The sequence below is a fragment of the Glutamicibacter sp. AGC84 genome (assembly GCF_053543575.1).
In genome coordinates this window covers 48304-70392 of record NZ_JBLVOC010000026.1, presented here as the reverse complement: position 1 = coordinate 70392, position 22089 = coordinate 48304, and the positions used below count along the sequence as shown (strand labels likewise).

Here is a 22089-nt window from a genome sequence, read left to right as displayed (position 1 = left end):
GATGTGGGCTACTTGGCGTCTGCCGAAGCCCGGGTAGGGGCTTCGTCCCAGAGCACATCTTCGACGATGACCTTGTTCTCGACCAGGCCGAAGTGGACCATGGCATCGATGCCGGATTGGGCTTCAGCCACGTTGAAGGTGACGTCCGCCGGGACGAAGGTCTTGGGCGCATCGGCTACATCGATCTGGTTGGCTTCGGCGTGGACCTTGCGGACTTCCTCCAGGTTGGCTGGGTCCGAGTAGAACTTCACGGCATCTTGCATGGCTGCGTCGAACTTCTTGGCGGTCTCGCCATTCTGCTCCAGCCACTGCTTCTGCACGGTCCAGACGGTTACCGGCATGCTGGACTGGAATTCCTGTACCGGGTTGGAGATGGTCTGGTAGCCCTTCTCCAGCATCTGGTGGTAGAAGGAGTCGGCAGGCACTACTGCATCCACGGTGCCTTGTTCCAGGGCCGCTTCCATTCCCGCGTAGGGAACAGCAACTTCCGTGACTTCCTTTTCCTTCACGCCGGCCGCTTCCAATGCCTGGAGCACGGGGATGTCGCCACCGGACTTCACGCCAACTACGCCAATGGTCTTGCCCTTCAGGTCTGCCAGTTCCTTGACCCCGGAATCCTTGGCCACCATGACGCCGGAGTTGTCGGCTTCCGGGTCAACCATGCCGTTGCCGCCAATGACCTGGATCGGAACACCTTGGGAGAAGGAAGTGGCGACGTTGATCCACGATCCGATGGCAACGTTCACGTCACCGGAGACCACCTGGGCCAGCAGGGCGGCGGGGTCGGCGCCATTGACCAATTCAACGTCCAGACCCTGGTCCTCGAAGTAGCCCTTCTCTTCAGCGATGCGTGCGGTTTCGAACTGGATCGGAGCAATGGCGACACGCAGCTTCACCGGGCCGTCGGCGCTGGCCTCTTCGCTGGATCCGCACGCGGCCAGGGTGCCGATTGCGAGGGCAGAGACTGCGAGGCCGGAGAAGGCCTTCCGTGCAAAACGTCGTTTCGTGACCATGGGGATCTCCTTGAAAGCTTGGTGCCTAGGCGAAGGCTGCGAGTTGTCGACCGGGGTCGGCTCCCGGAAGAAGAAGTACATTGAGCATCAAAATGTATTTCTTGAATCACAATATATCTTTAGTATGATTGTGTGGCAAGACTCACATTCAAAATGACGCCAACGACGAAGCGCGCCGGGCAGACCAGGAGATACATCCCATGACAGCAACAGATCTTTCCGCCGTTCCGCTGGCTCAGCAGCTTCGCGCCGCTTTGGCAGCCACGCCCCTTCCGCTGGTGATCAACGGCCAGGAGGTCGCCGGCTCGGGGGAAAAGCTGCCGGTAACCGATCCCTCCACAGGACAGCTGCTGACCGAGACGACGGCTGCCACCGCAGCGGACATCGACCGCGCAGTAGCGGCCGCCCGTGCAGCCTTCGAGTCCGGGCCCTGGGCAGAAATGACCCCGGCAGCACGCCAGCGCGCACTGCACCGTTTCGCTGACGCGTTGGAAGCGAACCTCGATGAGTTGGCTACCCTGGAGTCCCTGAACTGCGGGAAGCCCTTCAACGTCGCCCGCTTTGGCGAGCTGCCCGCGGGCATCGAGACCTTGCGCTACTTCGCCGGCTGGGCCACCAAGCTCAACGGCGAAACCCGCGAGATATCCCTGCCAGGAACCTGGCACGCCTATACCCAGCGCCAAGCCTTGGGCGTGGCCGCACTGATCGTGCCATGGAATGTCCCCTTCACCATTGCGCTGTCCAAGGTGGCTCCGGCGCTGGCGTCCGGCTGCACCGTCGTGCTCAAGCCCGCGGAGCTGACCCCGCTGACCGCCGTGCGCATGGCGCAGATTGCGCTTGAAGCAGGCATCCCGGCCGGTGTGCTGAACGTTGTCCAGGGCTTGGGGCCGGTGGCCGGCCAAGCGCTCGCCGACCATCCGGATGTCGACAAGCTCTCCTTCACCGGATCCACCGCGGTCGGCAAGAAGCTGCTGGCGTCGGCAGCGGGCAATCTCAAGCGGCTGAGCCTTGAGCTGGGCGGCAAATCGCCGGTGGTGATCTATCCAGACGCTGATCTGGACAAGGCCATTCCGGCCGCCGCCATGAGCATCTTCGGCAACTCCGGCCAGGTCTGCGCGGCAGGGTCGCGACTGTATGTCCACGAAGACATCGCAGACCAGGTCATCGAAGGCATCGCCGGTTTCGCGAAGAACCTCAAGCTGGGCGCTGGCCTGGCAGAAGGAACCCAGCTGGGCCCCCTGATCTCCCAGGTGCAGCGCGAGCGCGTGCTGGGGTATATCGAGGCGGGCATCGCTGATGGCGCGGAACTCGTTGCCGGCGGCTTGGCCGAAGGCGAAGAAGGATTCTTCGTGCAGCCGACCGTGCTGAAAAATGTCAGTCCGGACATGTCCATCGCCAAGGATGAGATCTTCGGGCCGGTGCTCTCGGTGAGCACCTTCGGCGACGAGGATTCGCTGGCTGAGGTGCTGCGCCGGGCCAACGACACCGACTACGGTCTCAATTCGGTGATCTTCACCCAGGACATTTCCCGCGCGTTGACCTTCGCCAAGAAAATCCAGGCCGGCAACGTCAGGGTGAATACCGGTGCCGGCATGGATGCGAACATGCCGTTCGGCGGATTCAAGCAGTCGGGGTGGGGCGCGGAAAATGGCCGTGAAGGCATCGAGGCCTACACCTCGCTGAAGTCGGTCACCGTCAAGCTCGACTAGCGGCAATGTTCTATTCCGGGACTGCTTTGCGCAGTCCCGGGCCGATAGGATGAGCTCATGAGCGAAAAGGAGCAACCCCGGCTGGCTAGCGCGTTGGCGCAGAAAGTCGTCGACACGATTGCGCCGACCATCAACCGCAATGTGAACATCATGAATGCTCACGGAGTCATCATTGCTTCTACGGATGCTGCGCGTATCGGTACCCACCACGACGGCAGCGCAGAGGCGATCCGCCGCAACGGCATCATCCGTGTCAGCCAGGCCGACGGCTCGGCCGGAACCCAGCCAGGGGTCAATGTGCCGCTGGTGTTGAACGACCAGCTCTGCGGCGTTGTGGGCGTGACCGGAGCTCCCCACGAGGTGGAACCGCTGGCCGGCCTGATTGCATTGACCGTTCAATTGCTCTTCGCCCAGGAACGCGAGCACTCTCGCAGCGCGCGGCGCGAGACCGAAGCCCGCGACATTATTTCTGCGTTGATCGCCGGTCGCGTTGCGCCTGAAGTGATCGACCGCTCGCTCGCAGCGCATGGTTTGCGCGGGCCGAAATGCATTGAAGCTTGGCTGCCCCGAAGCGTGGGGGATCCGTCGCTCGAAGAGCCGGCGAAGGAACATCACCGCACGTCATGGATTAGCCTTTCCGGCGCGTACTGGAGGCTTGGCGCTGCCAGCGAGCCAGCTTTCGCTCCCGAGCGCATGGACCAGGAACGTTTCCTGGTCTCCGCGCCTGTCGAAAAGGCAGAGGATCTCATGGCCGAAACCGAAGTGCTGCGCGTATTGGTGGGCTATCCGGCACTCGTGCCATCCCACGCGCGGCGCCGCATGTGGAGCCGGGAAATTGCTGTGGCTATCGCCCGCACCCCAGCCCGCAGCCTGGAATATGCAGCTGCTCCAGCGATGCAGCTCAATGAGGAACAAGCCAGAACCCTGCTGGTCGTTGCGGCAGCTGCTTCGATGAGCCAAGCGGCCACGGATCTGCATATTCACCGCAATACCTTGGTGCAAAGACTTGAGCGGATAAGCCAGGTCAGCGGCGTCGATATTCGGCGGTCCAGCGAGTCCCTGAAACTCCAGCATGCCATCTACGCGAGAGTGGCCTTGGGCCAGCTGCATGTTTTCTAGGCCCTGGAAACGAGGGGAGCTGGCGCCGGGGCTGGGAAGGGTGGGATGTTTGCACACATTGGCTCTTTCGAACCCAGGCAAATGTGGTCGTGCGCCCATAGGTATTCGGGGTCACTTTTCCTAGTATTGGCAGGATGATCGATCTTTGCGCCCGAAACCCGGGGTGGCACGGTGGCATCTAGCCCAACGGGCAAAGCCTTGAGCGGCTTTGCCGATAGGGCTGGTCCACCCGGTCAGCCATTGCGGGCTGGGCGCATTGAACTACCGATATTGGCAAAGGAGCCAACCCGCCGTGTACGAACTGCTAGTTCTGCTGATCCTTGTTGTGGCCATCGTGATGGTCACAGCACGCTTGAAGATCAGCCCATTCCTCGCCCTCGTTGGCGCCGCTATCCTGGCGGCCTTCGCCTACCGGATTCCGCTGGCCGACGTGGCTTCGACGGTCACCACGGCTTTCGGCAGCACCATGGGAAATATCGGACTGGTGATCCTGTTCGGAACAATGATCGGTGTCATCCTGGAGAAATCCGGCGCCGCGATCTCCATGGCAGATGCGCTGATCAAGGTCCTGGGTACCCGGTTCCCCAACCTGACGCTATCGATTATCGGCTACATCGTTTCCATTCCGGTCTTCTGCGACTCGGGATACGTGGTGCTCAACTCGCTGCGCAAAGCCATCACCCTGCGTACCGGGGTCTCTGGGCTGGCAACTTCCATCGCCCTGATGACCGGCCTGTACGCGACCCACACCATGGTGCCTCCAACTCCGGGCCCGCTGGCCGCAGCCGAAAGCATCGGCATTGCCGATAACCTGGGCTTGATCATCGCTGTCGGATTGCCCGTTGCGGCCATCTCAGCCCTTGCCGGCTTGGCCTACGCCAGCCGCTTCAACAAGTCCAAATGGACCCCGGTGCCAAGCGGTGACGACAACGACATCTCCGAACTCGACTATGAGCAGCTGCGTGCAAGCTTCGGAAAATTGCCCAGCCCGGCGCTGGCCTTCATGCCGATCCTGGTCCCGCTGGTACTGATCTGCGCCGCATCCATTGCGAAGCTGCCCTCGCACCCGATGGGCGAAGGCGTTGCCCTGGAAATCCTTTCCTTCTTGGGGACGCCGGTTATTGCGCTGATCTTCGGCTTGATCTCCGCGACCTTCCTTTTGCGCGGTAGCAGCAAACTGGCGGTTTTCAATGAGCAGATGAATGAAGCTGTACGCACCGCTGCTCCGATCTTGCTGATCACCGGTGCCGGCGCCGGCTTCGGCGCGGTCCTGGCCGCTTCGGATTTGACCACGATTCTTTCGGATTCGCTCAGCGGGCTGGGACTGGGCCTGGCTGTGCCATTCCTGATCGCCGCTGCGCTGAAGTCCGCCCAGGGCTCGTCGACCGTCTCAATGGTGACCACTTCCGCGCTGGTCGCTCCGATGCTCGGCTCCCTGGGCTTGGATTCGGAGCTGGGCATGGTGCTGTCCGTATTGGCTGTTGGCGCCGGTGCGATGGTTGTCTCGCACGCCAACGACTCCTACTTCTGGGTTGTCTCGCAGCTCAGCCGCATTCCGGTGATTACCGCGTACAAGACCTTGAGCGTGGCTACCGCCATCCAGGGCACCGCGGCGTTCTTGACAGTATTGGTGCTGGGAGCCGTACTGCTGTAGCAGCACGCTTTCCAGAAAGAAACGGATCGCGCCATCGGCAGATGGTGCGATCCGTTTCTTTAAGCAGTGCTGGATTAGCCCAGGCCTGCCGCCTGGATGCTCCGCGCGGCCTTATTCGCTGTGGCAGTCGAGATCACCAGCAATGCGATGGCAGCCAGGTAGCCGGCTCCGGTCGCGGCGAAGGCGAAACCGAATTGGCCCAGCAAGCAGAGAACTGCCGCGCTGGCCAATGCCGCCCAACCGGCCCAGGAAGCCACGGCAAGCAGGGGCGCAGCCTGCTGATGCCCGGCGAACCAGGCATCATCGCTGGCCAAGGTGTGTCGGGTCTTGATGCCGATCGCCGTATTGCGAGCGAGCTTCCGGTCCCGTGCTATCGGGGCGAGGAACGCTGCGACCAGCGTTATGCTCAGCAACCCGAACATGAAGGCAATCACGCCTGCTGGATCCACTTGCCGCCTCTTCTGCCGATTGATCTTGAATGGCCATTCTATGCGGTCGCAGCGAAGTGCCCTGATCCACGCTGTGTTCCCAATCGATGCCTGCGGGAACGCTCTTGAGATCCAGTTCCGGCATGCCAATTGCGTCATGCGAAGGTCATATGACGTCTTATCCGCCCGTTTTCCGGCAGGGCGAAGGCACGAAGATGACGTATTTTGTCCTGCTGTTCCTCCGCATGACAGCGCCCTTCCCGAGGACCTGCCAGCAATGCTTGACTCGGAGCACAACCCATCCAGAGCGGCTGAGAGACCTGGCTCCGAGACGCCGCAGCAAGCCTGCACCAGCAGGTAGTGCTAACGCCAGGTTCGATGGATCCGCAGATTTTCTGCATCCTTCGGAATCCATAGCCCAAGAGGAGAACGAAGATGACTGTACTGGATACCCAATTGCCGCGCGTGCCCTACATCGGCACTGCTGATGAAGCTGAACTCGCTCATTGGCGCGACGCCGCCCAGCAAGTAGCTGACAAACTGGCGGCTGACGCGCTCGACCGCGACCGCAAGAACGCCCAGCCTTTCGCCGAAGTGCAGCTGCTGCGCGAAGCCGGGTTGCTCAATCTCTTGGTGCCTGCAGAATTCGGCGGAGCCGGAGCCCATTGGGAAACGGCCTTCGAAGCGGTCCGCATACTGGCCGCAGCTGATGGATCCATCTCGCAGTTGCTGGCTTACCACTACATCAACCAGTCCGGCATTGCGTTCTACGCCCCGGCAGAAGCCCAAGGGGCATGGTGGCAGCGCACCGTGGAAGGTGGGTGGCTCTGGGGCGATTCGGTGAATCCAGTTGATCCGGATTTGACGCTGAGCGCCGAAGGGGATGGCTACCGGCTGAATGGAGCCAAGCGATTCTCCACGGGTTCCGGTGTTGGCGAGGTCATCGTCATCAACGCGCTGGTCCAGGGCGGAGAATACGACGGGCAGATTCTCGCGTTGGTTCTGCCACGCGATATCGATGGCTTGGAAATCGTTGACGACTGGGACTACCTGGGACAGCGGCTGAGCGCGTCGAATTCCTTGAAGTTCCACAACGTGCGGCTCGAAGCAAGGGACTTGCTGGGATTCGTCACCGATGAACCGGTCTCCACCCTGCTCACCCCCGGGATCCAGCTGGCCTTCGCCAACTTCTACCTGGGCATCGCCCAGGGAGCGCTGGCGCGCGGCAAGCAGATCTTGCTGGGCCGCAAGAACGCCTGGCTGTTCTCGCAGGCAGAGACCTACTCGCAGGACCCGATCTTCCAGCGCACCGTCGGAGAGCTCAAAGCCCGCACCGCAGCAGTGGCGGCGCTGACCGAGAAGCTGGGCCGGAAATTCGACGCCCTGCTCTCAAAGGCCGGGGATGTCACCCAGCCCGAACGAGCGGCGCTGGCCGTGGAAATTGCTGAAGCCAAGGTGGTCTCCACTGAGGTGGGAGTGGATGTGGCGAACCGGATCTTCGAGGTGACCGGTTCATCTTCGACTGCGAACTCGGTGGGCCTGGACCTGTACTGGCGCAATGTGCGCACCCATTCGCTGCACGACCCAGTGGACTACAAGAAGATCGAGGTCGGCGCCTACTTCCTGCGCGGAGAGTCCCAGCCGCTCTCGCTGTACACCTAAGAAAACTTCTCCCGGATTGGACTGAACGATGACTGTACTTGCAACTGGCAATCGACTCGCAGGACTCAAAAACCGCTTCGCACCGTTCTTCGCGCGCATTGCGCAGGGCGCAGCCGAACGCGACCGCACCGGCGAATTGCCCTACCAGCAGGTCGCGGACCTGGCCGCTGCCGGCTTTGGTGCGGTTCGGGTCCCGGAATCGCACGGGGGTGCCGGTGCTACGCTGCCCGAACTCTTCGAGCTTTTCGTGGATCTCGCGGCGGCGGATTCCAATATTGCCCAAGCGCTGCGCGCGCACTTCGCCTTCGTCGAGGACCGTCTGGTTGCGGCCCCCGGCCCGGGGCGCGACAAGTGGCTGGCCCGCTTCGTGGCGGGAGAACTGGTGGGCAACTCCTGGACCGAGGTCGGCACCGTCAAGGTCGGGGACGTGATCACCAAGGTCACCCCGGACGGCGAGGGCGGATTCAAGATCAACGGCACCAAGTACTACTCCACCGGCTCGATCTTCGCCGACTGGCTCGATACCTACGCGGAGCGCACCGACACCGGCAAGCGGGTGATTGCCGCAGTCAACCGCCACCAGCCCGGCGTCGAGCTGGCCGATGACTGGGATGGCTTCGGCCAGCGCACCACGGGCACCGGCACCTCCACCTTCACCGACGCGATTGTCGCCGAAGAAGACCTCATCGACTTCGATACGCGTTTCAAGTACCAGACAGCTTTCTACCAGCAGGTGCTGCTCGCTGTCCTGGCCGGCTCCGCCAAAGCAGCCGAGCGGGACTTCGCCGCTGAGCTGAAGGCGCGCAAGCGGACCTTCAGCCATGCCGCGGCCAATGTGGCGGCCGAAGACCCGCAGCTGCTGCAGGTGATCGGCGAGGTCTCCGCGGCGGCCTTCGCTGCCGCGGCAACGGTGGAACGAGTGTCGACGGCATTGCAGGGAGCCTATGAAACTGCGCAGGCGCTGCACACCGGCGAGGTGACCGGGGAAGAGGACGAAGCAGCCAACGATGCGGCAGAGCTGGCCAGCGCCCAGGCGCAGGTGGTGCTGACCCCGCTGGTCCTCAACGCAATCACCCACGCTTTTGATGCGCTGGCCGCCAGCGCCACGAGCGTTACCAAGAACCTGGACCGGCACTGGCGCAATGCCCGTACCGCCGGCAACCACAACCCCTGGGTGTTCAAGGCGCGGTTGATTGGCGACCTGGCGGTTAATGGCACCGAGCTTCCGCGCGTGTGGGCGATTGGTGCATCAAAGTAGATTCCTTGATTTTGCGGGTCCAGCATTCTTTGCCGATGCTGGGCCCGCAGGTTTTAACCGTGCAGTGTTGCCCGCAGAACGTCTTGAATGCGAAGATGTCCCGCATGAGTGGTTGGCAATTTTCTTTCGAGGACGGGCACAAGCCTCCCGTCCTCGACTTTGACTGGACGCCGATCGACTCCGTTGTTCAGCGGTTGGCACTGCTGCAGGTGCAAGCCAGAGGAACCGGCGAGGTGACCGAGGAACTGCAAAGCTGTGTTGCTGAGCTTGAGCGGCTTATCGTGCTGGCCTTGGAACACGGCGCCAGCCTGGGTCAGTTGGCCGAAAGAACTAGGGTCAGCCAGCGGGATCTGGCGAGGGTCAGAAAAACCGGACGACTTTACGAACGGTAATGGTCCGCTGCCCGCTGGCTAGACTGGGCGGGTGATCAACTACACCCTGCGCCAGCTGCAGTACTTCGTCGCCGTCGCTGAACTCGGCTCCATCTCCGCCGCGGCGAAGCAGTGCCATATTTCCCAGGCAGCCATGTCCCAGTCCATGGACGAGCTGGAACGCGCCGTCGGCTCGCAGCTGCTGGTGCGCAGACGTGCCCGCGGGGTGGTGCTCACGGCTGTCGGCACGGACTTCCTGCTGGACTCGCGGGCCCTGGTGCGCCATGCCGAAGAAGTGCAGGACCAGATTGTCGAACGCCAGACCAAGCTCTCCGGCCCTTTGGTGATCGGCTGCTATTCCTCGCTGGCCGCTTTCTGGATCCCGGTGATCTGCGAACGCTTCACCAATGTGCACCCGGACTTGCAGGTCACCCTCGTGGAGGGGGACGGGGCCGACCTGCAGGAGCGCATGCTCAAGGGCCACCTGGATGCGGTGCTCACCCATACCCGCCACCTGCTGCCGCAGGTCTCTTCGCGCACGGTGATGTCGGGCCGGCCCTATGTGCTGGTGGGAGGCAATCACCGGCTGGCCGATCGCACCTCCGTCGCCTTAAGCGAACTGGCCGACGACGACTTCGTCTCCCTGGACATCCCCACGGTGCGCGATAACCAGCTGGTGAATCTTCGCATGTCGGGCTTGGACCCCAAGGTGCGGTGGAGTTCGCAGAGCTTCGAGGCGGTGCGCGGGATGGTGGCTCGGGGTTTGGGCTATACCGTTCTGGTGCAGCGCCCGCCGGTCAACCTCAGCTACGACGGCTTGCCGCTGTCGGTATTGGAGATCGAGGGCGAGGTTGGCGTGAGCGATATCTGCGTGGCCTACACCGCCTCGGACCGCCCTAGCTTGCGGCTGCGCGCGTTCTTGGATTTCTGCGAGGAAGCCGGAGCCGAGAAAGAGCGCAAGGCCAGTTAGAACCCGCAGGTTCCAACCGGCCCCGCGCTCCCGCCAGTCGGGAGGCTAGTGGCTCATTTCCTCGGCCTCGAGGTCGGCGTCGCGGCCTTCCTTGATGCCGCGCATGGCCAGGGCGGCGACGATGAACGCGGCGGCCCAAACGGCTCCGGCGATCCACAGTGATCCGCCGCCCAGCAGCACCAGGCCTGCAACGATCATCGGGGTGAAGCCTGCGCCCACGGTGGAGGAGAGCTGGTAGACCAGCGAAGCGCCGGTGTAGCGGATGCGGGTTGGGAACAGCTCCGCGGTGAACGCGCCGAACGGCCCGAAGATGAAGGCCTGGATGATGCCGTTGGCCACGAACAGCGCGATGGCGAACAGCCACAGCTGGCCCAGTTCCAGCATCCACATGATCGGCAGGGCGGCCACGGCGCCGGCGAGGATGCCGACCATCATGACCGGGCGGCGGCCCAGCTTGTCGGAGTAGCGCGATGAAACCCAGATGCCCACCACGGTCAATGCGGCGCCGATGGCCTTGATGTTCAGCACCGCGGTGCGGTCCATGCCGACTTCCTCGACCACGTAGGAGATGGCCCAGACGGTCATCAGGCCCTGCACCGTGTAGGAGCTCATGCCCACCAGGGTTCCGCGGATGACGGACTTCGGGTACTTGGTGATGACCTCCATGAAGGGGGTCTTGCGCTCTTCTACCTTGTTTTCCAGCGCGAGGAACAGCGGGGACTCGGTGACCTTCAGCCGGATAACCAGCCCGATGCCCACCAGTGCGATGCTGATCAGGAACGGAATGCGCCAGCCCCAGGCCAGGAACTGCTCATTGGGCATGAGCGAGACGGCCGAGACTGCCAACGTGGCCATCACGGCGCCGGCCGGGCCGCCCATGTTCGCGAAGCTCGCCGCGAAGCCGCGGCGCTCCTTCGGCGCGTGCTCCAGCGCCATCAGCATGGCCCCGCCCCATTCGCCGCCCACGGCCAGGCCCTGGACGATGCGCAAGATGATCAGCGCGATCGGGGCCAGCATGCCGATCTGCGCGGTGGGAGGAAGCAGGCCGATCAGTGTCGAGGCGCCGCCCATCATCGCCATCGAGGTGATCAGCACGCCCTTGCGGCCGATCTTGTCGCCGAAGTGGCCGAACACGATGCCGCCCAGCGGGCGGGCCAGATAGCCCACGGCCAAGGTGGCAAAGGAAGCGAAGATGGCTACGCCCGGGGTCAGGCCCACGAAGAAGACCTTGTTGAAGACCAGCGAGGCCGCCGTGGCGTAGAGGATGAAATCGTAGAATTCGATTGCGCTGCCGATGAAGCTGGAAGCCAGGATCCGGCGCATCTGCGGGGATTTCAGCGAGGGAACCAACGCCTGTGCCTCCACGCCGTTGCCATTATTCAGGGTGTTGCTCATCGTGCTGCCGCCATTTCACTGTTGACGCGGGAAAAGGATATCGTGTCCAGATCGTTGGGCACTAGGTAGTTGCCGGAGAATTTCGCGGCGTGGGCTTCCCAGACCTGCAAAGGCGTAGTTCCGGGGACCAGATGGTGCAGGGCCAGGGTGCTCGCCCCGGCCTGGTGCGCGATCTCGATCGCCTGCTCCGGCGAGGTGTGCGAGGCGCGGTGGTGGTCCATCGAAGCCTGGGCTTCCAAGGTGCCAACCGAACCGTAGGCGCGTTGCACCCAGTCGAAATCGATGGCCTCATGAAGCAGCAGGTCGGTATCCTTCGCCAGGGCCACCAGGTTCTGGCAGGGCGCGGTGTCTCCGGAAATGGTCACCGAGCCTTCTGCGGTATCGAAGCGGAAGGCGAAGGCCGGAGCGATCGGCGGGTGCTTGACCAGGGTTGCAGTCACCGTGACCAGTTCGTCGCGGTAGATCTCGAACGGCGCGAAGCCCTTCGGCGTCGGGTTCTCGTTGGGGTGGTACCCAGTGCCCGCCGGAATCTCGATGTCCGAGGCGATGAAGTGGTCCAGCGGGGAGGGGCGCAGGGCGTCGATCACGCGGTCATTCAGGTCCGTGGCGTAGGCCTGCATCAGATGCTCGAACATCGAGGCAGTGCCCGGGGTCGGACTCTGCGCGAAGACCGGCAGCGGGGCAGTCACTGCGCGCGGGGAGGCAGGTGGCAGGGCGCCGCGGTCGCCGGGGCCGATGATGGAAATCGGAGCCTTGCCGGCCGGCAGGGTGAACATTCCGAAGATGGCCAGCGAAGCCAGGTCGATGGTGTGATCGGAGTGCAAGTGCGTGAGGAAGATGCCGCGAAGGTTCGCAGGGGTGAACCCGGCCTTCATCAGCTGGTTGCCCACGCCGGTTCCGGCATCCACCAGGTAGACGCTTTCGCCTACGACTACGGCGGTGGAAATTCCCGCGCGCTTGCCGGCGTTCTCGCCGGTCCACCAGCGTGGTCCGCCGGCGGTGCCCAGCGTAACGACGCGGGGATTGAGATTGGTGGAGGCCATGGAATGCGCCCTTTCGTTCGTTCAGGTACTGCATTCAATTCTTATGCGCTGGGTCACATTCGTAAAACTGTTTTTATCAACAAACTAAATAGGTTTAGCCGATAATGGGTTGGGTATGCTCATAGCATCGACGCAAACCAAGGAGGGTCATGTCCGAGCAAGATCGCAGCCGGCTTTCACGCTGGCTATTGCCGCAGGGCAGTGAGCCTGACCCGCGCTTCACGCTGGCCAACGAGCGCACCTTCTTGGCCTGGATCCGAACTTCGCTAGCCTTCCTCGCAGGCGGTACCGCACTGGAGGCCTTCGCAGCCGAGGCCTTCCCTTCGCCCTTGCGCACCTGGTTGGCGGTGCTGGTGATCGGTGTCGGCATCCTGATTGCCGCCGGTGCAGCCGTGCGCTGGGTCCGCGTGGAACGCAGCATGCGCACCGGCCGGCCGTTGCCGATTCCCGCCATTGTCCCGCTGCTGGCCTTCGGCGCGGTGGTGGCCTCACTGGCTGCGATCGCCATGATTTTCTGGTCCCTCGGCTCGTGATGAAAGAACCCGTCGGGATCAGCGATCCGGGACTGCAGCCCGAGCGCACCGTGTTCGCGTGGAACCGGACAATGGTTTCATTTCTCGTGGTTTCCGCTGTCTTCCTGCGCTGGTTGCCGCACTACGGGATGGGCATGATCTTGCTGATCGCGGTGTCGTCATCGATGGCTATGGGGATCCTGTTCTCGCAGCGTGCGCGCTATCGGCGCATGGCCCTCGGGGTGAAGCAGGAGAGGGTCCAAGCAGACGTGGTCGCCGTGCTGATGACCACGCTGGCGCTCTGCGCGCTGGGCGGATACGCGCTGTTCCTGGTGCTCGGCCCGAACTAGGCCACGTGCGGCCGCGCGCCGGTGATAGCGAAGCTGGATCTACGGGAAAATCGGCGGATCCAATTGCCGCCAGCAGGCGTACAGTGGAAATATCCGTCCAGCTCGAATTCGCCGTAAAAGGGGATGAGTCGCGATGCAGGCTGAGGCTAGATTCAAGATGCCGTTCAATTTCGCCCAGGTGGTGATTGCGGCTTTCGGGGCCATGGCGCTGAGCGTCTTGGCCTACTTCGTTGCCAGGGTGATTGGCGCGTCGATGGAATATTCCGGCGGCCTGTTCCAGAACCTGGATTTCATCCACATCGTGCGATTCACTGCCCTGCCCATTCTCATTCTCGGGTTCCTGACCTTCCTGGTCGGTCGGGCCAAGCCGGGCTACTGCCGCATCGCCCAGGTGATCGGCGTAGCCGCCGTGCTGGCCTCGGCGGTGGTGCAGTGGTTCTTCGCCGAGGACTGGGGGACCGCGCTGACCGTGGCGATCATGCACCTGGTGGTCGCGGCGTCTTGGTATATCTCGGTGAACTACTCGAATAGGAAGTTCAACGAGATCGCGGCCCTGGAAAATACATAGCCCTGCTAAGTGTCGCGGTTCTCACGGTCCCTTGAGAGCCGCGGCACAGGCACTCGGGAATAGAATAGTTGCGAACTTTCAACAATTCTAGGAGTGCCATGACGGCTCAGGGACAACCCAATAGCCCATTCAATTTCATCCAGGTGATTATCGGTGCGCTGGGTACCAGCTACCTGAATGTCATCATTTTCTTCCTGGCTGGCGCCGCTGGGGCATCCCGCCGGATGGGTCCTGATCCAACTGATGTTGTCGGCTTTGACCACCTGTTGCAGTTCACGCTGGTCCCGATCCTGTTCTTCGGCCTGGTGGTCTTCCTGATTGGACGGGCAAACAAGGGCATTTGCAAGATCGCGCAGTGGGTCGGCCTGATTATCGCTGTCGCATCGATCGCCTTCCCGATCATGAACGCAGCAGATGCCGCAACCGCCGTGGGCCTGAGCCTGATCCATATCGTGACCGGTATCGGCTGGTTCTTCTCGGTGCACTACGGCAACCAGAAGCTCCACGTTCCTTCCAAGGACGTAGCGCTCGTCTAAGCGCGAAAAGCGAAACCTCGCGGAGCAACCAGCAATGATCTGTTCTGCGAGGCCGGTCTCGCCCTGACCCGCGTCGCGGCATCCCTGGACATGCTCATCATCTCCGGTACTCAGCGCCGTGTACTTCTTCGTTGTGGATGTGGGCAGCGCCGTGGGCACCACCGTGGGCACATGGGTCTTGGACCTAGTCGACTGCGCTTGCCCGCTACGCGAGCCCTTTGCCGCTTCGGGTGTCTTGGTGCTTGGCGCCCTGTTGCTGAGGCTGCGGCTGCACGGCACCCAGTGCCTGCCGCGGAAAGGTTTTCGGTTTGGCCCCGGAAGGCGGTTCGTCCTGGTCCAGCGGATCGGCCATGGCCGATGGGGCAGCGGAGGCTTGGCCTGTTGCGGCTGCCTCGGCGGTTTGGGCCGTCACCGGGGCATCGCGGATCGCCGGCATCCTGCGTGGCGGCAGCGGACGACGATGGTGCACGAGATAAATCAGCATGGCCAGGGCCTTGTGCATGACCACGATGGTGAAGATGGCCGATCCGGCATAGCAGCCCCAGGCGACCAGGTGAAGCGTGGTCACTTCAAGGACGTTCAGCTCCAGCGAGCCGTTGAGCATCATGACGGCGCCGATTTGCTGGATGACCATGCCGAGCACGGCCAACCCCACCGCAAACCAGAAATACACCAGGGTATCGGCTCCGGGTTTCTTCACGACAGGCATTTGAACCTCCGTTGGCCAGCTGTCGGCGGTCATTGCTACACACTGTAGCCCATGGCGGGAAACAGCTTATCTGCCCAAGGTGGCCCGGGCCTGGCGCAGCAGCGGCTCATCGACCATCTGCCCTTCGAAAGCGAAAACTCCGGGATTCGCCTCCGCGGCGTCGAGGATCCGCCGTGCCCGATCCCGTTCTGCTTCGGTCGGTGCGAACGCCTCGCGAATGACCGGCATCTGGTTCGGGTGGATCGAGGCCTTCGCGGCGAATCCCGAGGCCTTGGCATCGCGGGACTCCTCGTCCAGGCCTTTGAGATCAGGGATATCGAGGTACACGGAATCAATTGCGGCCTTGCCGTTGGCCACCGCATGCAGCAGCACCTGCGACCGCGCGAACCGTGCTACCTCGCGGTAGCTGCCATCGTGGCCGCGCGAGGATGTGCCGCCGAGCGAGGCGATCAGGTCTTCGGCGCCCCACATCAGCGCGACGACATTCTGCGCCCCGGCAATGTCCGAGGCATTGGTGATGCCCTTGGCGGTTTCGCATAGCGCCAGCACGTCGTAGCCTGCCAGCGCCGCTGGCTGCGCCGCCGATTCGCACTTTGGCAGCATCACGGTGCGGTAGGCCGTTTGCCCCAGCGCTGCCAGGTCCTTGGCGAAGTGCTCGCTATCGACCGGGTTCACGCGCACGATGACCCGCGCGGGATCCAGCGGCGTATCCAGCAAGGCGCGGCGGGCCGCTTCCTTGTTCCCGGCAGCCACAGCGTCTTCCAGATCGATGATGACCGCATCGGCACGCTGTGCCGCCTTGGCGTAGCGCTCGGGCCGGTCGGCCGGGCAGAACAAGAGGGAAGGACCCATCAGGAACTCAGCCATCAGCTTTTCCTCCCTTGGCCTGCAACGAATCCTGGTGTGCCTGCCTGGTCCACATCAGGCAGGTGCGGGTGGCGGTGGCCACGATGTCGCCGTGCTGGTTGCGGCCGGTGTGAGTCATGGATGCCAGGCCCTGCCCGGGGCGGGACTTGGATTCGCGCAGTGCGGTGATCTCGGTTTCGGTGTAGAGAGTATCGCCGTGGAACATCGGGTGCGGGAAGCGCACGTCATTGATGCCCAGCTGCCCCACGATGGTGCCTTCGGTCAGCTGTCCCACCGACTGGCCAATCATGGTGCTCAGGGTCAGCAGGGAGTTGACCAGCGGCTTGCCGAAGGGCTGGGTGGAAGCCCACGCCGCGTCAAGGTGCAGGCCCTGGTTGTTCATGGTCATCGTCGTGAACGCGACGTTATCCGCTTCGGTCAGGGTGCGCCCGGGCTTGTGCGCGTAGGTGGCCCCCAGCTGCAGCTCATCGAAGTAGAGGCCGCGCTGCTCGACACGTTTGGGGGTTTGCTCGCTCATGCGTCCTGCTCCTGATGCTGTGCTTCGGTTGACGGAGTTGCTTCCACGGTAGCTACGACCTGCTTGGCCTTGACCAGATCCCCGGTCTTCAACCCGGTCATGCGCACGATGCCATCGACGGGGGAGAAGAGCTGGTGCTCCATCTTCATCGCTTCGATGCTCAGCAGCAGCTGGCCTTCGGCGACCGCATCGCCATCGGCCGCCTGCACGTTGATCACGGTGCCGGGCATGGGCGAGAGGACATGCGGGGAGAAGGTCCCGGATTGCTTGGCGATGGTGGCCAGCTGGCGTTCGAGGACTTCTTCGCGGGGCAGCTTGCGCACCGCCGCGGTCCAGCCTTCCTCGCACAGCCACAGCGTGCCATCTGCGGCGAAGGCGTGCTGTAGTGCTGTGCGCTGCCCGTTGACGGACAGTGTTCCATCCGGTTCCCGGCGCACGGTGAATTCTTCGGCGCCCACGCGCACCCGGCTCGAATCGGGATCCCTGAGCAATGCGGTCCTGCCCTCGGCGGCCTCGACGTCGAAGTGCCCGATGCTGGCCCGGCGATGCTGGGCCCGCCAGCCGTCGCGCAGGCCCCACGGGGTATTCGCGGCTGGAATGCGCCGATCCTCCAGATGCGCTGCCAGTGCCAGTTCGCGGGCCCCGACCTGGCGGAAGTCGAACTGGTCCATCTTCCGCTCGATCAGGTTGGTGTCCAGGGCCCCGGCGGCCACATCCTCGTCGGCCAGCAGCAGCCGCAGGTATTCGCTGTTGGTCAGCACGCCCAGCACCACGGTGCCGGCCAGTGCCTTATCCAAGCGGTCCAGCGCCTCGGTGCGATCCGGGCCCCAGGCGATGAGCTTGGAAAGCATCGGATCGTAGTGGGCGCTGATCTCCAGGCCGTCGCGCAGCGAGGAATCCACCCGGACATTCTCCGGCTCGCGCACGTGCAGCACGGTGCCCACCGAGGGCAGGAAGCCGGAGGACGGGTCTTCGGCGTAGAGCCGGGCCTCGATGGCATGGCCTTCCAATGCCACCTGGTCCTGGGTGAAACCCAGTGCGTGTCCGGCCGCGATGCGCACCTGCCACTGCACCAGATCCAGCTTTGCGCCGTTCACCCGCACGACTTCCTCGGTGACCGGGTGCTCCACCTGCAAGCGGGTGTTCATTTCCATGAAGAAGAATTCGTCGGGGTTCTGGTCGCTCACCAGGAACTCGACAGTTCCGGCTCCGACGTAGCCCACCGATTGCGCGGCGGCCACCGCGGCGGCGCCAATGCGCTCGCGGATCGCCGCGCCGTGCTCCAGGTTCTCGAACAGCGGAGCTGGGGCTTCCTCGATGACCTTCTGGTGGCGGCGCTGCAAGGAGCATTCGCGTTCGCCCAGGTGCACGGTGTTCCCGTGCGCATCGGCCAGGATCTGCACCTCGATATGGCGTGGATTGCGTACCAGCCGCTCGAGGAACAGGGTGTCATCGCCGAAGGCATTGCGTGCGGTGCGCCGGGCGCTGGCCAGCGCTTCGGGCAGTTCTGCGGCGGATTCCACGGCGAACATGCCCTTGCCGCCGCCGCCGGCCGAAGGCTTGATCAGCAGCGGGAAGCCGACGTCCGCGGCGGCGGCGAGCAGCTGCTGATCGCCCAGGCCGGGTTCGGCGATGCCGGGAACCACCGGCACCTGGTGGGAGAGGACATGGTTCTTGGAGCGGATCTTGTCGCCCATGAGATTGATGGAGTTCACCGGCGGGCCGATGAAGGTGATGCCGGCAGCTTCCAGCGCACGGGCGAAGTCCACGTTCTCGGAGAGGAACCCGTAGCCCGGGTGCACCGCCTGGGCACCGGTGTGCCGGCAAGCGGCGATCACCGCGTCGATATCCAGGTAGCTTTCATTGGCCGCAGCCGCGCCGATGCGCACCGCGCGATCGGCTTCGGACACATGCAGCGCCCCGGCATCGGCATCGGAGTAGACGGCGACCGATTCGATGCCCAGGACCCGCAGGGTGCGGATGATGCGCACCGCGATTTCTCCGCGGTTGGCGATCAGGACAGTGTCAAAGAGCTTGGTAGTCATGGTGTTTTCCTCGTACTACATCCGGAAGAGGCCGAAGCTGGTCTCCGGCAGCGGCTGGCGGGCGCAGACATCCAGGGCCAGACCGAGCACCCGGCGGGTATCTGCCGGGTCGATGACCCCGTCGTCCCATAATCTGGCGGTGGAATAGTAGGGGTTTCCCTGGGTTTCGTACTGCTCGCGGATCGGGGTCTTGAACGATTCCTCCTCCTCGGCGCTCCAGCTGCCGCCGCCCGCCTCGATCCCGTCGCGCTTGACCGTGGAGAGCACCGAGGCGGCCTGGGCCCCGCCCATCACCGAGATGCGCGCGGCCGGCCACATCCACAAGAAGCGGGGGGAGTAGGCCCGGCCGCACATCGAGTAGTTCCCGGCGCCGAAGGAGCCGCCGATGACCACCGTCAGCTTGGGCACCCGGGCGGTGGCCACGGCGGTGACCATCTTGGCCCCGTGCTTGGCGATGCCGTCCGCCTCGTAGTCGCGGCCCACCATGAATCCGGCGAGGTTCTGCAAGAAGAGCAGCGGGATGCCGCGCTGGTCGCACAGCTCGATGAAGTGCGCGCCCTTCATCGCGGATTCGGAGAACAGCACGCCGTTGTTGGCGATGATGCCTACCCGGTGCCCGTGGATCTGCGCGAAGCCGGTGACCAGGGTGGTGCCGTAGTCGGCCTTGAACTCGTGGAACTCGCTGGCATCGACGATGCGGGCGATGACCTCGTGCACGTCGTAGGGCGCGTTGACATCCACCGGCACCACCCCGGCCAGTTCGCTGCCCGGGTAGAGCGGCTCGGCCACTTGGCTTTCGATACTCCAGGCGGGGGCCGGGTTGGCCGGCAGGGTGGAGACGATGTCGCGGATGATCATCAGCGCATGCTCGTCGTTCTCGGCCAGGTGGTCCACCACGCCCGAGGTCTTGGCGTGCAGGTCGCCACCGCCCAGCTCCTCGGCGGTGACGATCTCCCCGATGGCGGCCTTCACCAGCGGCGGTCCGCCCAGGAAAATGGTGCCCTGGTTGCGCACGATGACCGTCTCGTCGCTCATCGCCGGAACGTAGGCGCCGCCGGCGGTGCAGGAACCGAGCACCGCGGCCAGCTGCGGGATCTTCTTCGCGGAGAGCTGCGCCTGGTTGTAGAAGATGCGCCCGAAGTGCTCGCGGTCCGGGAAGACCTCGTCCTGCATGGGCAGGAACGCCCCGCCCGAATCCACCAGGTAGATGCAGGGCAGGCTGTTCTCCAGCGCGATTTCCTGGGCGCGCAGGTGCTTCTTGACCGTCATCGGGAAGTAGGTGCCGCCCTTGACGGTGGCGTCGTTGGCGATGACCAGCACGTGGCGGCCGTGCACCAGGCCGATGCCGGCAATCATTCCGGCGCCTGGGCTGGCGCCGTCATACATGTCCTCGGCGGCCAGCGGCGCGATCTCCAGGAACGGGGAACCGTCGTCCAGCAGCGCGTCTACGCGTTCGCGGGGCAGCAGCTTGCCGCGATCCACATGGCGCTGCCGGGACTTCTCGGAGCCGCCGCGCGCAGCGCGTTCGAGCCGTTCGTGCAGTTCGGCCAGCAACGGTGCCTGGTCGGCGGCGTTGCGCTCGAACTGCTCGGGGTTCAAGTGGGAGGAGAGGGTCTTCACGAAGTCAGTCCTTGCTGGTCGGTTCGCTGGCGATCACCCGGGGTACGGGCAGCTGCTGCGCAGGCAGCGGGAATTCGTCGGGCACGGCCAGGATGCGCATGGCCAGGGAAATGAAGTTCAACTGCACTTGGGCCAGTGTGAGCCGGCCGTCCTTGCGGTACCAGTGCGAGACACCGGTCCCCATTTCCATCAGTGCCAAGCGGGCGATGCCCAGGTCCACGGTGCTGAAGCAGCCTTGGCGCTCGCCGGCCTGAAGCGCGTCGGCGAAGAGCTGCTCGTAGGCGTCGCGCAGTTCCTGCATCTGCTCGCGGGCCTTGGCCGATAGCGCGCGCATCTCGTATTCGGTGACACGTGCGGTGCTGGGATTGGTGGCGGTGAACCCCACGTGGAAGGCCACGAGCAACGCGAGCTGGCGTACCGGGTCCTTGCTGCCGGCCAGCGCCTGCTCGGCACCGGAGATCATGGCGGCCAGGCAGTCGTTCATGATGCCCACCAGCAGGTCTTCCTTGCCGCCGACGTAATGGTAGAGGGTCGCCGAGTTCAGTCCTACGGCACTGCCTAGTTCGCGGATGCCGGTGGCGGCGAAACCGCGCTGGGCAAAGCAGGCTACGGCTGCTTGCTGGACCTTTCCCAGTTCCATGGACACCACCCTGTGACTCAAGAGCCAATCAATCGATTGACAGTTTCCATCCAACCTAAGAAAAAGTGTGGTGTCAATCACTATCTTCCGCGGGCGGGGACACCGAGTGGCGCTGCCATCCGCACCTCATGCGACGCTCATGTTAAAAGGGGCCGAAATATGACGTTTGCTATTTATGAATCAAATGCAAAACACTAGACTGCTTGATGTTATTTACTGTCAAGCTCTAGTTAATTCTGCTGGGCAGCTGATCAGACGCCACTGGAAGGCATGATGCCGCAACCTGAACCACGTTTCCTCAACCGCCAAAACCCAACCCCAGCCGGACCGTCGCGCCGTGGCCTGCTCGCCGGCGCCTCCGGGCTCATTGCCCTGGCCGGACTGGCAGCCTGCGCATCACCGCAGGCCCCGGACGCGGACAGGGCAAACCTCGCCGGACCCCCGCAGACCCCCGATGAAGTGCTGCAGGTACTGCGCGCCGGGAACCAGCGCTACGCCGACGGCATGCCAGAACGCCCCAACCAAGCAACCGAACGGCGCAGCGAGCAGGCCGAGCACCAGAACCCCTTCGCCCTGATCCACGGCTGCGTGGATTCCCGCGTGACCCCCGAGCTCCTGTTCGACCAGGGGATCGGAGACCTGTTCGTCACCCGGACCGCCGGCGGAGTGCTCGATGACACCTTGGTTGGCAGCATGGAATTCGCTGTTTCCAGTCCCTATTCGGTCCCGTTGCTGGTGATCCTCGGCCATACGGCCTGTGGTGCGGTGGCGGGCACCTTGAAGGCAATGGAAGAAGATGCCAAGAATCCGCAATTGCCCGGCGAGATGGCCGACTTCGCTGAACAGATTGCTCCTGTTGCCCGCAAGGCAAAAGTTGAAGGTTCGGGTAGCGAAGAGGTGGACCAGGTGGTGCAAGCCAATGCCCGTGCCGTCACCGAGCAGCTACTGGAGCGATCTGCCATCATTCGCGAGGCAGTGCAAGAAAAGCGGACCCGGGTGGTGGCAGCTGTCTACGACCTGGACAGCGGAGAAGTGCGCTGGCTCGATGGCTAGCTCCGATTTTCCGGGTGCGAATTAACCAGAAGTTGCCCGCCGGTGGGACC

General features: G+C 63.6%; 22 protein-coding genes and 1 riboswitch. Of the genes, 12 read left to right on the top strand and 10 right to left on the bottom strand.

What is annotated here, in order from left to right; all coding sequences use genetic code 11:
* Window positions 1–8: 8 nt before the first annotated feature.
* Window positions 9–1013: an ABC transporter substrate-binding protein gene (locus tag ACNPN0_RS14955; RefSeq protein ID WP_181148780.1), complete on the bottom strand. Its 1005-nt coding sequence runs from the start codon at window positions 1011–1013 to the stop codon at window positions 9–11.
* A 200-nt stretch (window positions 1014–1213) separates the two neighbouring features.
* Here ACNPN0_RS14955 and ACNPN0_RS14950 point away from each other — a divergent pair, with 200 nt between their 5' ends.
* From ACNPN0_RS14950 to ACNPN0_RS14940, 3 genes are all read left to right on the top strand, one after another.
* Entirely contained in the window at window positions 1214–2722 is a 1509-nt protein-coding gene (locus ACNPN0_RS14950; protein ID WP_448938189.1) for an aldehyde dehydrogenase family protein, read from the top strand.
* A 57-nt stretch (window positions 2723–2779) separates the two neighbouring features.
* Entirely contained in the window at window positions 2780–3841 is a 1062-nt protein-coding gene (locus ACNPN0_RS14945; RefSeq protein WP_448938190.1) for a sugar diacid recognition domain-containing protein, read from the top strand.
* Window positions 3842–4133: 292 nt separating this feature from the next.
* Window positions 4134–5495 carry a GntT/GntP/DsdX family permease gene (locus ACNPN0_RS14940; protein ID WP_434689718.1) on the top strand — a complete coding sequence of 454 codons (1362 nt, stop codon included), beginning with the start codon at window positions 4134–4136 and terminating at the stop codon, window positions 5493–5495.
* A gap of 74 nt (window positions 5496–5569) precedes the next feature.
* On the opposite strand, the gene ACNPN0_RS14935 is transcribed toward ACNPN0_RS14940, so the two are convergent.
* Window positions 5570–5944 (bottom strand): SdpI family protein, encoded by a 375-nt coding sequence (locus ACNPN0_RS14935; RefSeq protein WP_448938191.1) that lies wholly within the window; start codon window positions 5942–5944, stop codon window positions 5570–5572.
* Window positions 5945–6218: 274 nt separating this feature from the next.
* Window positions 6219–6308, top strand: a riboswitch (SAM riboswitch).
* A 50-nt stretch (window positions 6309–6358) separates the two neighbouring features.
* Here ACNPN0_RS14935 and ACNPN0_RS14930 point away from each other — a divergent pair.
* Genes ACNPN0_RS14930 through ACNPN0_RS14915 form a run of 4 tightly spaced genes read left to right on the top strand, consistent with a single transcriptional unit; the run spans window position 6359 to window position 10184 of the window.
* Entirely contained in the window at window positions 6359–7585 is a 1227-nt protein-coding gene (locus ACNPN0_RS14930; protein WP_448938192.1) for an acyl-CoA dehydrogenase family protein, read from the top strand.
* Between the two features lie 28 nt (window positions 7586–7613).
* A complete protein-coding gene (locus ACNPN0_RS14925; RefSeq protein ID WP_448938193.1) occupies window positions 7614–8843 on the top strand; it encodes an acyl-CoA dehydrogenase family protein in 1230 nt (409 codons plus the stop codon).
* 5 nt (window positions 8844–8848) lie between these two features.
* A complete protein-coding gene (locus ACNPN0_RS14920) occupies window positions 8849–9235 on the top strand; it encodes a hypothetical protein (RefSeq protein WP_448938194.1) in 387 nt (128 codons plus the stop codon).
* A gap of 31 nt (window positions 9236–9266) precedes the next feature.
* Window positions 9267–10184 (top strand): LysR substrate-binding domain-containing protein, encoded by a 918-nt coding sequence (locus tag ACNPN0_RS14915; RefSeq protein ID WP_448938195.1) that lies wholly within the window; start codon window positions 9267–9269, stop codon window positions 10182–10184.
* Between the two features lie 45 nt (window positions 10185–10229).
* On the opposite strand, the gene ACNPN0_RS14910 is transcribed toward ACNPN0_RS14915, so the two are convergent.
* Both ACNPN0_RS14910 and ACNPN0_RS14905 read right to left on the bottom strand, forming a co-directional pair.
* Window positions 10230–11579, bottom strand: coding sequence for an MFS transporter (locus ACNPN0_RS14910; RefSeq protein WP_448938196.1), 1350 nt, complete (start codon window positions 11577–11579; stop codon window positions 10230–10232).
* Window positions 11576–12622, bottom strand: a complete 1047-nt coding sequence (locus ACNPN0_RS14905) for an MBL fold metallo-hydrolase (RefSeq protein ID WP_448938197.1) — start codon at window positions 12620–12622, stop codon at window positions 11576–11578. Before ACNPN0_RS14905 ends, ACNPN0_RS14910 begins: the two co-directional genes overlap by 4 nt.
* A 149-nt stretch (window positions 12623–12771) precedes the next feature.
* Between ACNPN0_RS14905 and ACNPN0_RS14900 the strand changes: the two genes are divergently transcribed.
* The 4 genes from ACNPN0_RS14900 to ACNPN0_RS14885 all read left to right on the top strand — a co-directional run bounded on the left by ACNPN0_RS14900 (window position 12772) and on the right by ACNPN0_RS14885 (window position 14588).
* On the top strand, window positions 12772–13155 hold the full coding sequence (locus ACNPN0_RS14900; protein ID WP_434689706.1) for a DUF202 domain-containing protein: 384 nt from the start codon (window positions 12772–12774) through the stop codon (window positions 13153–13155).
* Window positions 13155–13484 carry a DUF202 domain-containing protein gene (locus tag ACNPN0_RS14895; RefSeq protein WP_359197651.1) on the top strand — a complete coding sequence of 110 codons (330 nt, stop codon included), beginning with the start codon at window positions 13155–13157 and terminating at the stop codon, window positions 13482–13484. The genes ACNPN0_RS14900 and ACNPN0_RS14895 overlap by 1 nt, the downstream gene beginning before the upstream one ends.
* A gap of 157 nt (window positions 13485–13641) precedes the next feature.
* Window positions 13642–14052 (top strand): DUF6069 family protein, encoded by a 411-nt coding sequence (locus ACNPN0_RS14890; RefSeq protein WP_448938198.1) that lies wholly within the window; start codon window positions 13642–13644, stop codon window positions 14050–14052.
* Between the two features lie 98 nt (window positions 14053–14150).
* A complete protein-coding gene (locus ACNPN0_RS14885; RefSeq protein WP_448938199.1) occupies window positions 14151–14588 on the top strand; it encodes a DUF6069 family protein in 438 nt (145 codons plus the stop codon).
* 205 nt (window positions 14589–14793) lie between these two features.
* On the opposite strand, the gene ACNPN0_RS14880 is transcribed toward ACNPN0_RS14885, so the two are convergent.
* The 6 genes from ACNPN0_RS14880 to ACNPN0_RS14855 form a co-directional block, all read right to left on the bottom strand.
* Window positions 14794–15297, bottom strand: coding sequence for a hypothetical protein (locus ACNPN0_RS14880; RefSeq protein ID WP_448938200.1), 504 nt, complete (start codon window positions 15295–15297; stop codon window positions 14794–14796).
* Window positions 15298–15363: 66 nt separating this feature from the next.
* Complete coding sequence (locus ACNPN0_RS14875) at window positions 15364–16164, bottom strand: HpcH/HpaI aldolase/citrate lyase family protein (RefSeq protein WP_448938201.1); 801 nt, start codon at window positions 16162–16164, stop codon at window positions 15364–15366.
* Window positions 16157–16681 carry a MaoC family dehydratase gene (locus tag ACNPN0_RS14870; protein ID WP_448938202.1) on the bottom strand — a complete coding sequence of 175 codons (525 nt, stop codon included), beginning with the start codon at window positions 16679–16681 and terminating at the stop codon, window positions 16157–16159. The genes ACNPN0_RS14875 and ACNPN0_RS14870 overlap by 8 nt, the downstream gene beginning before the upstream one ends.
* Window positions 16678–18726 (bottom strand): ATP-binding protein, encoded by a 2049-nt coding sequence (locus ACNPN0_RS14865; protein WP_448938203.1) that lies wholly within the window; start codon window positions 18724–18726, stop codon window positions 16678–16680. Before ACNPN0_RS14865 ends, ACNPN0_RS14870 begins: the two co-directional genes overlap by 4 nt.
* Window positions 18727–18741: 15 nt before the next feature.
* Window positions 18742–20346 carry a carboxyl transferase domain-containing protein gene (locus ACNPN0_RS14860; RefSeq protein WP_448938204.1) on the bottom strand — a complete coding sequence of 535 codons (1605 nt, stop codon included), beginning with the start codon at window positions 20344–20346 and terminating at the stop codon, window positions 18742–18744.
* Window positions 20347–20350: 4 nt separating this feature from the next.
* The gene (locus tag ACNPN0_RS14855; RefSeq protein ID WP_434689690.1) at window positions 20351–20986 is read right to left on the bottom strand and encodes a TetR family transcriptional regulator; all 636 of its coding nucleotides are present in this window, start codon (window positions 20984–20986) and stop codon (window positions 20351–20353) included.
* A gap of 270 nt (window positions 20987–21256) precedes the next feature.
* On the opposite strand from ACNPN0_RS14855, the gene ACNPN0_RS14850 reads away from it, so the two are divergent.
* Complete coding sequence (locus ACNPN0_RS14850; RefSeq protein WP_359195219.1) at window positions 21257–22039, top strand: carbonic anhydrase; 783 nt, start codon at window positions 21257–21259, stop codon at window positions 22037–22039.
* Window positions 22040–22089: the final 50 nt, after the last annotated feature.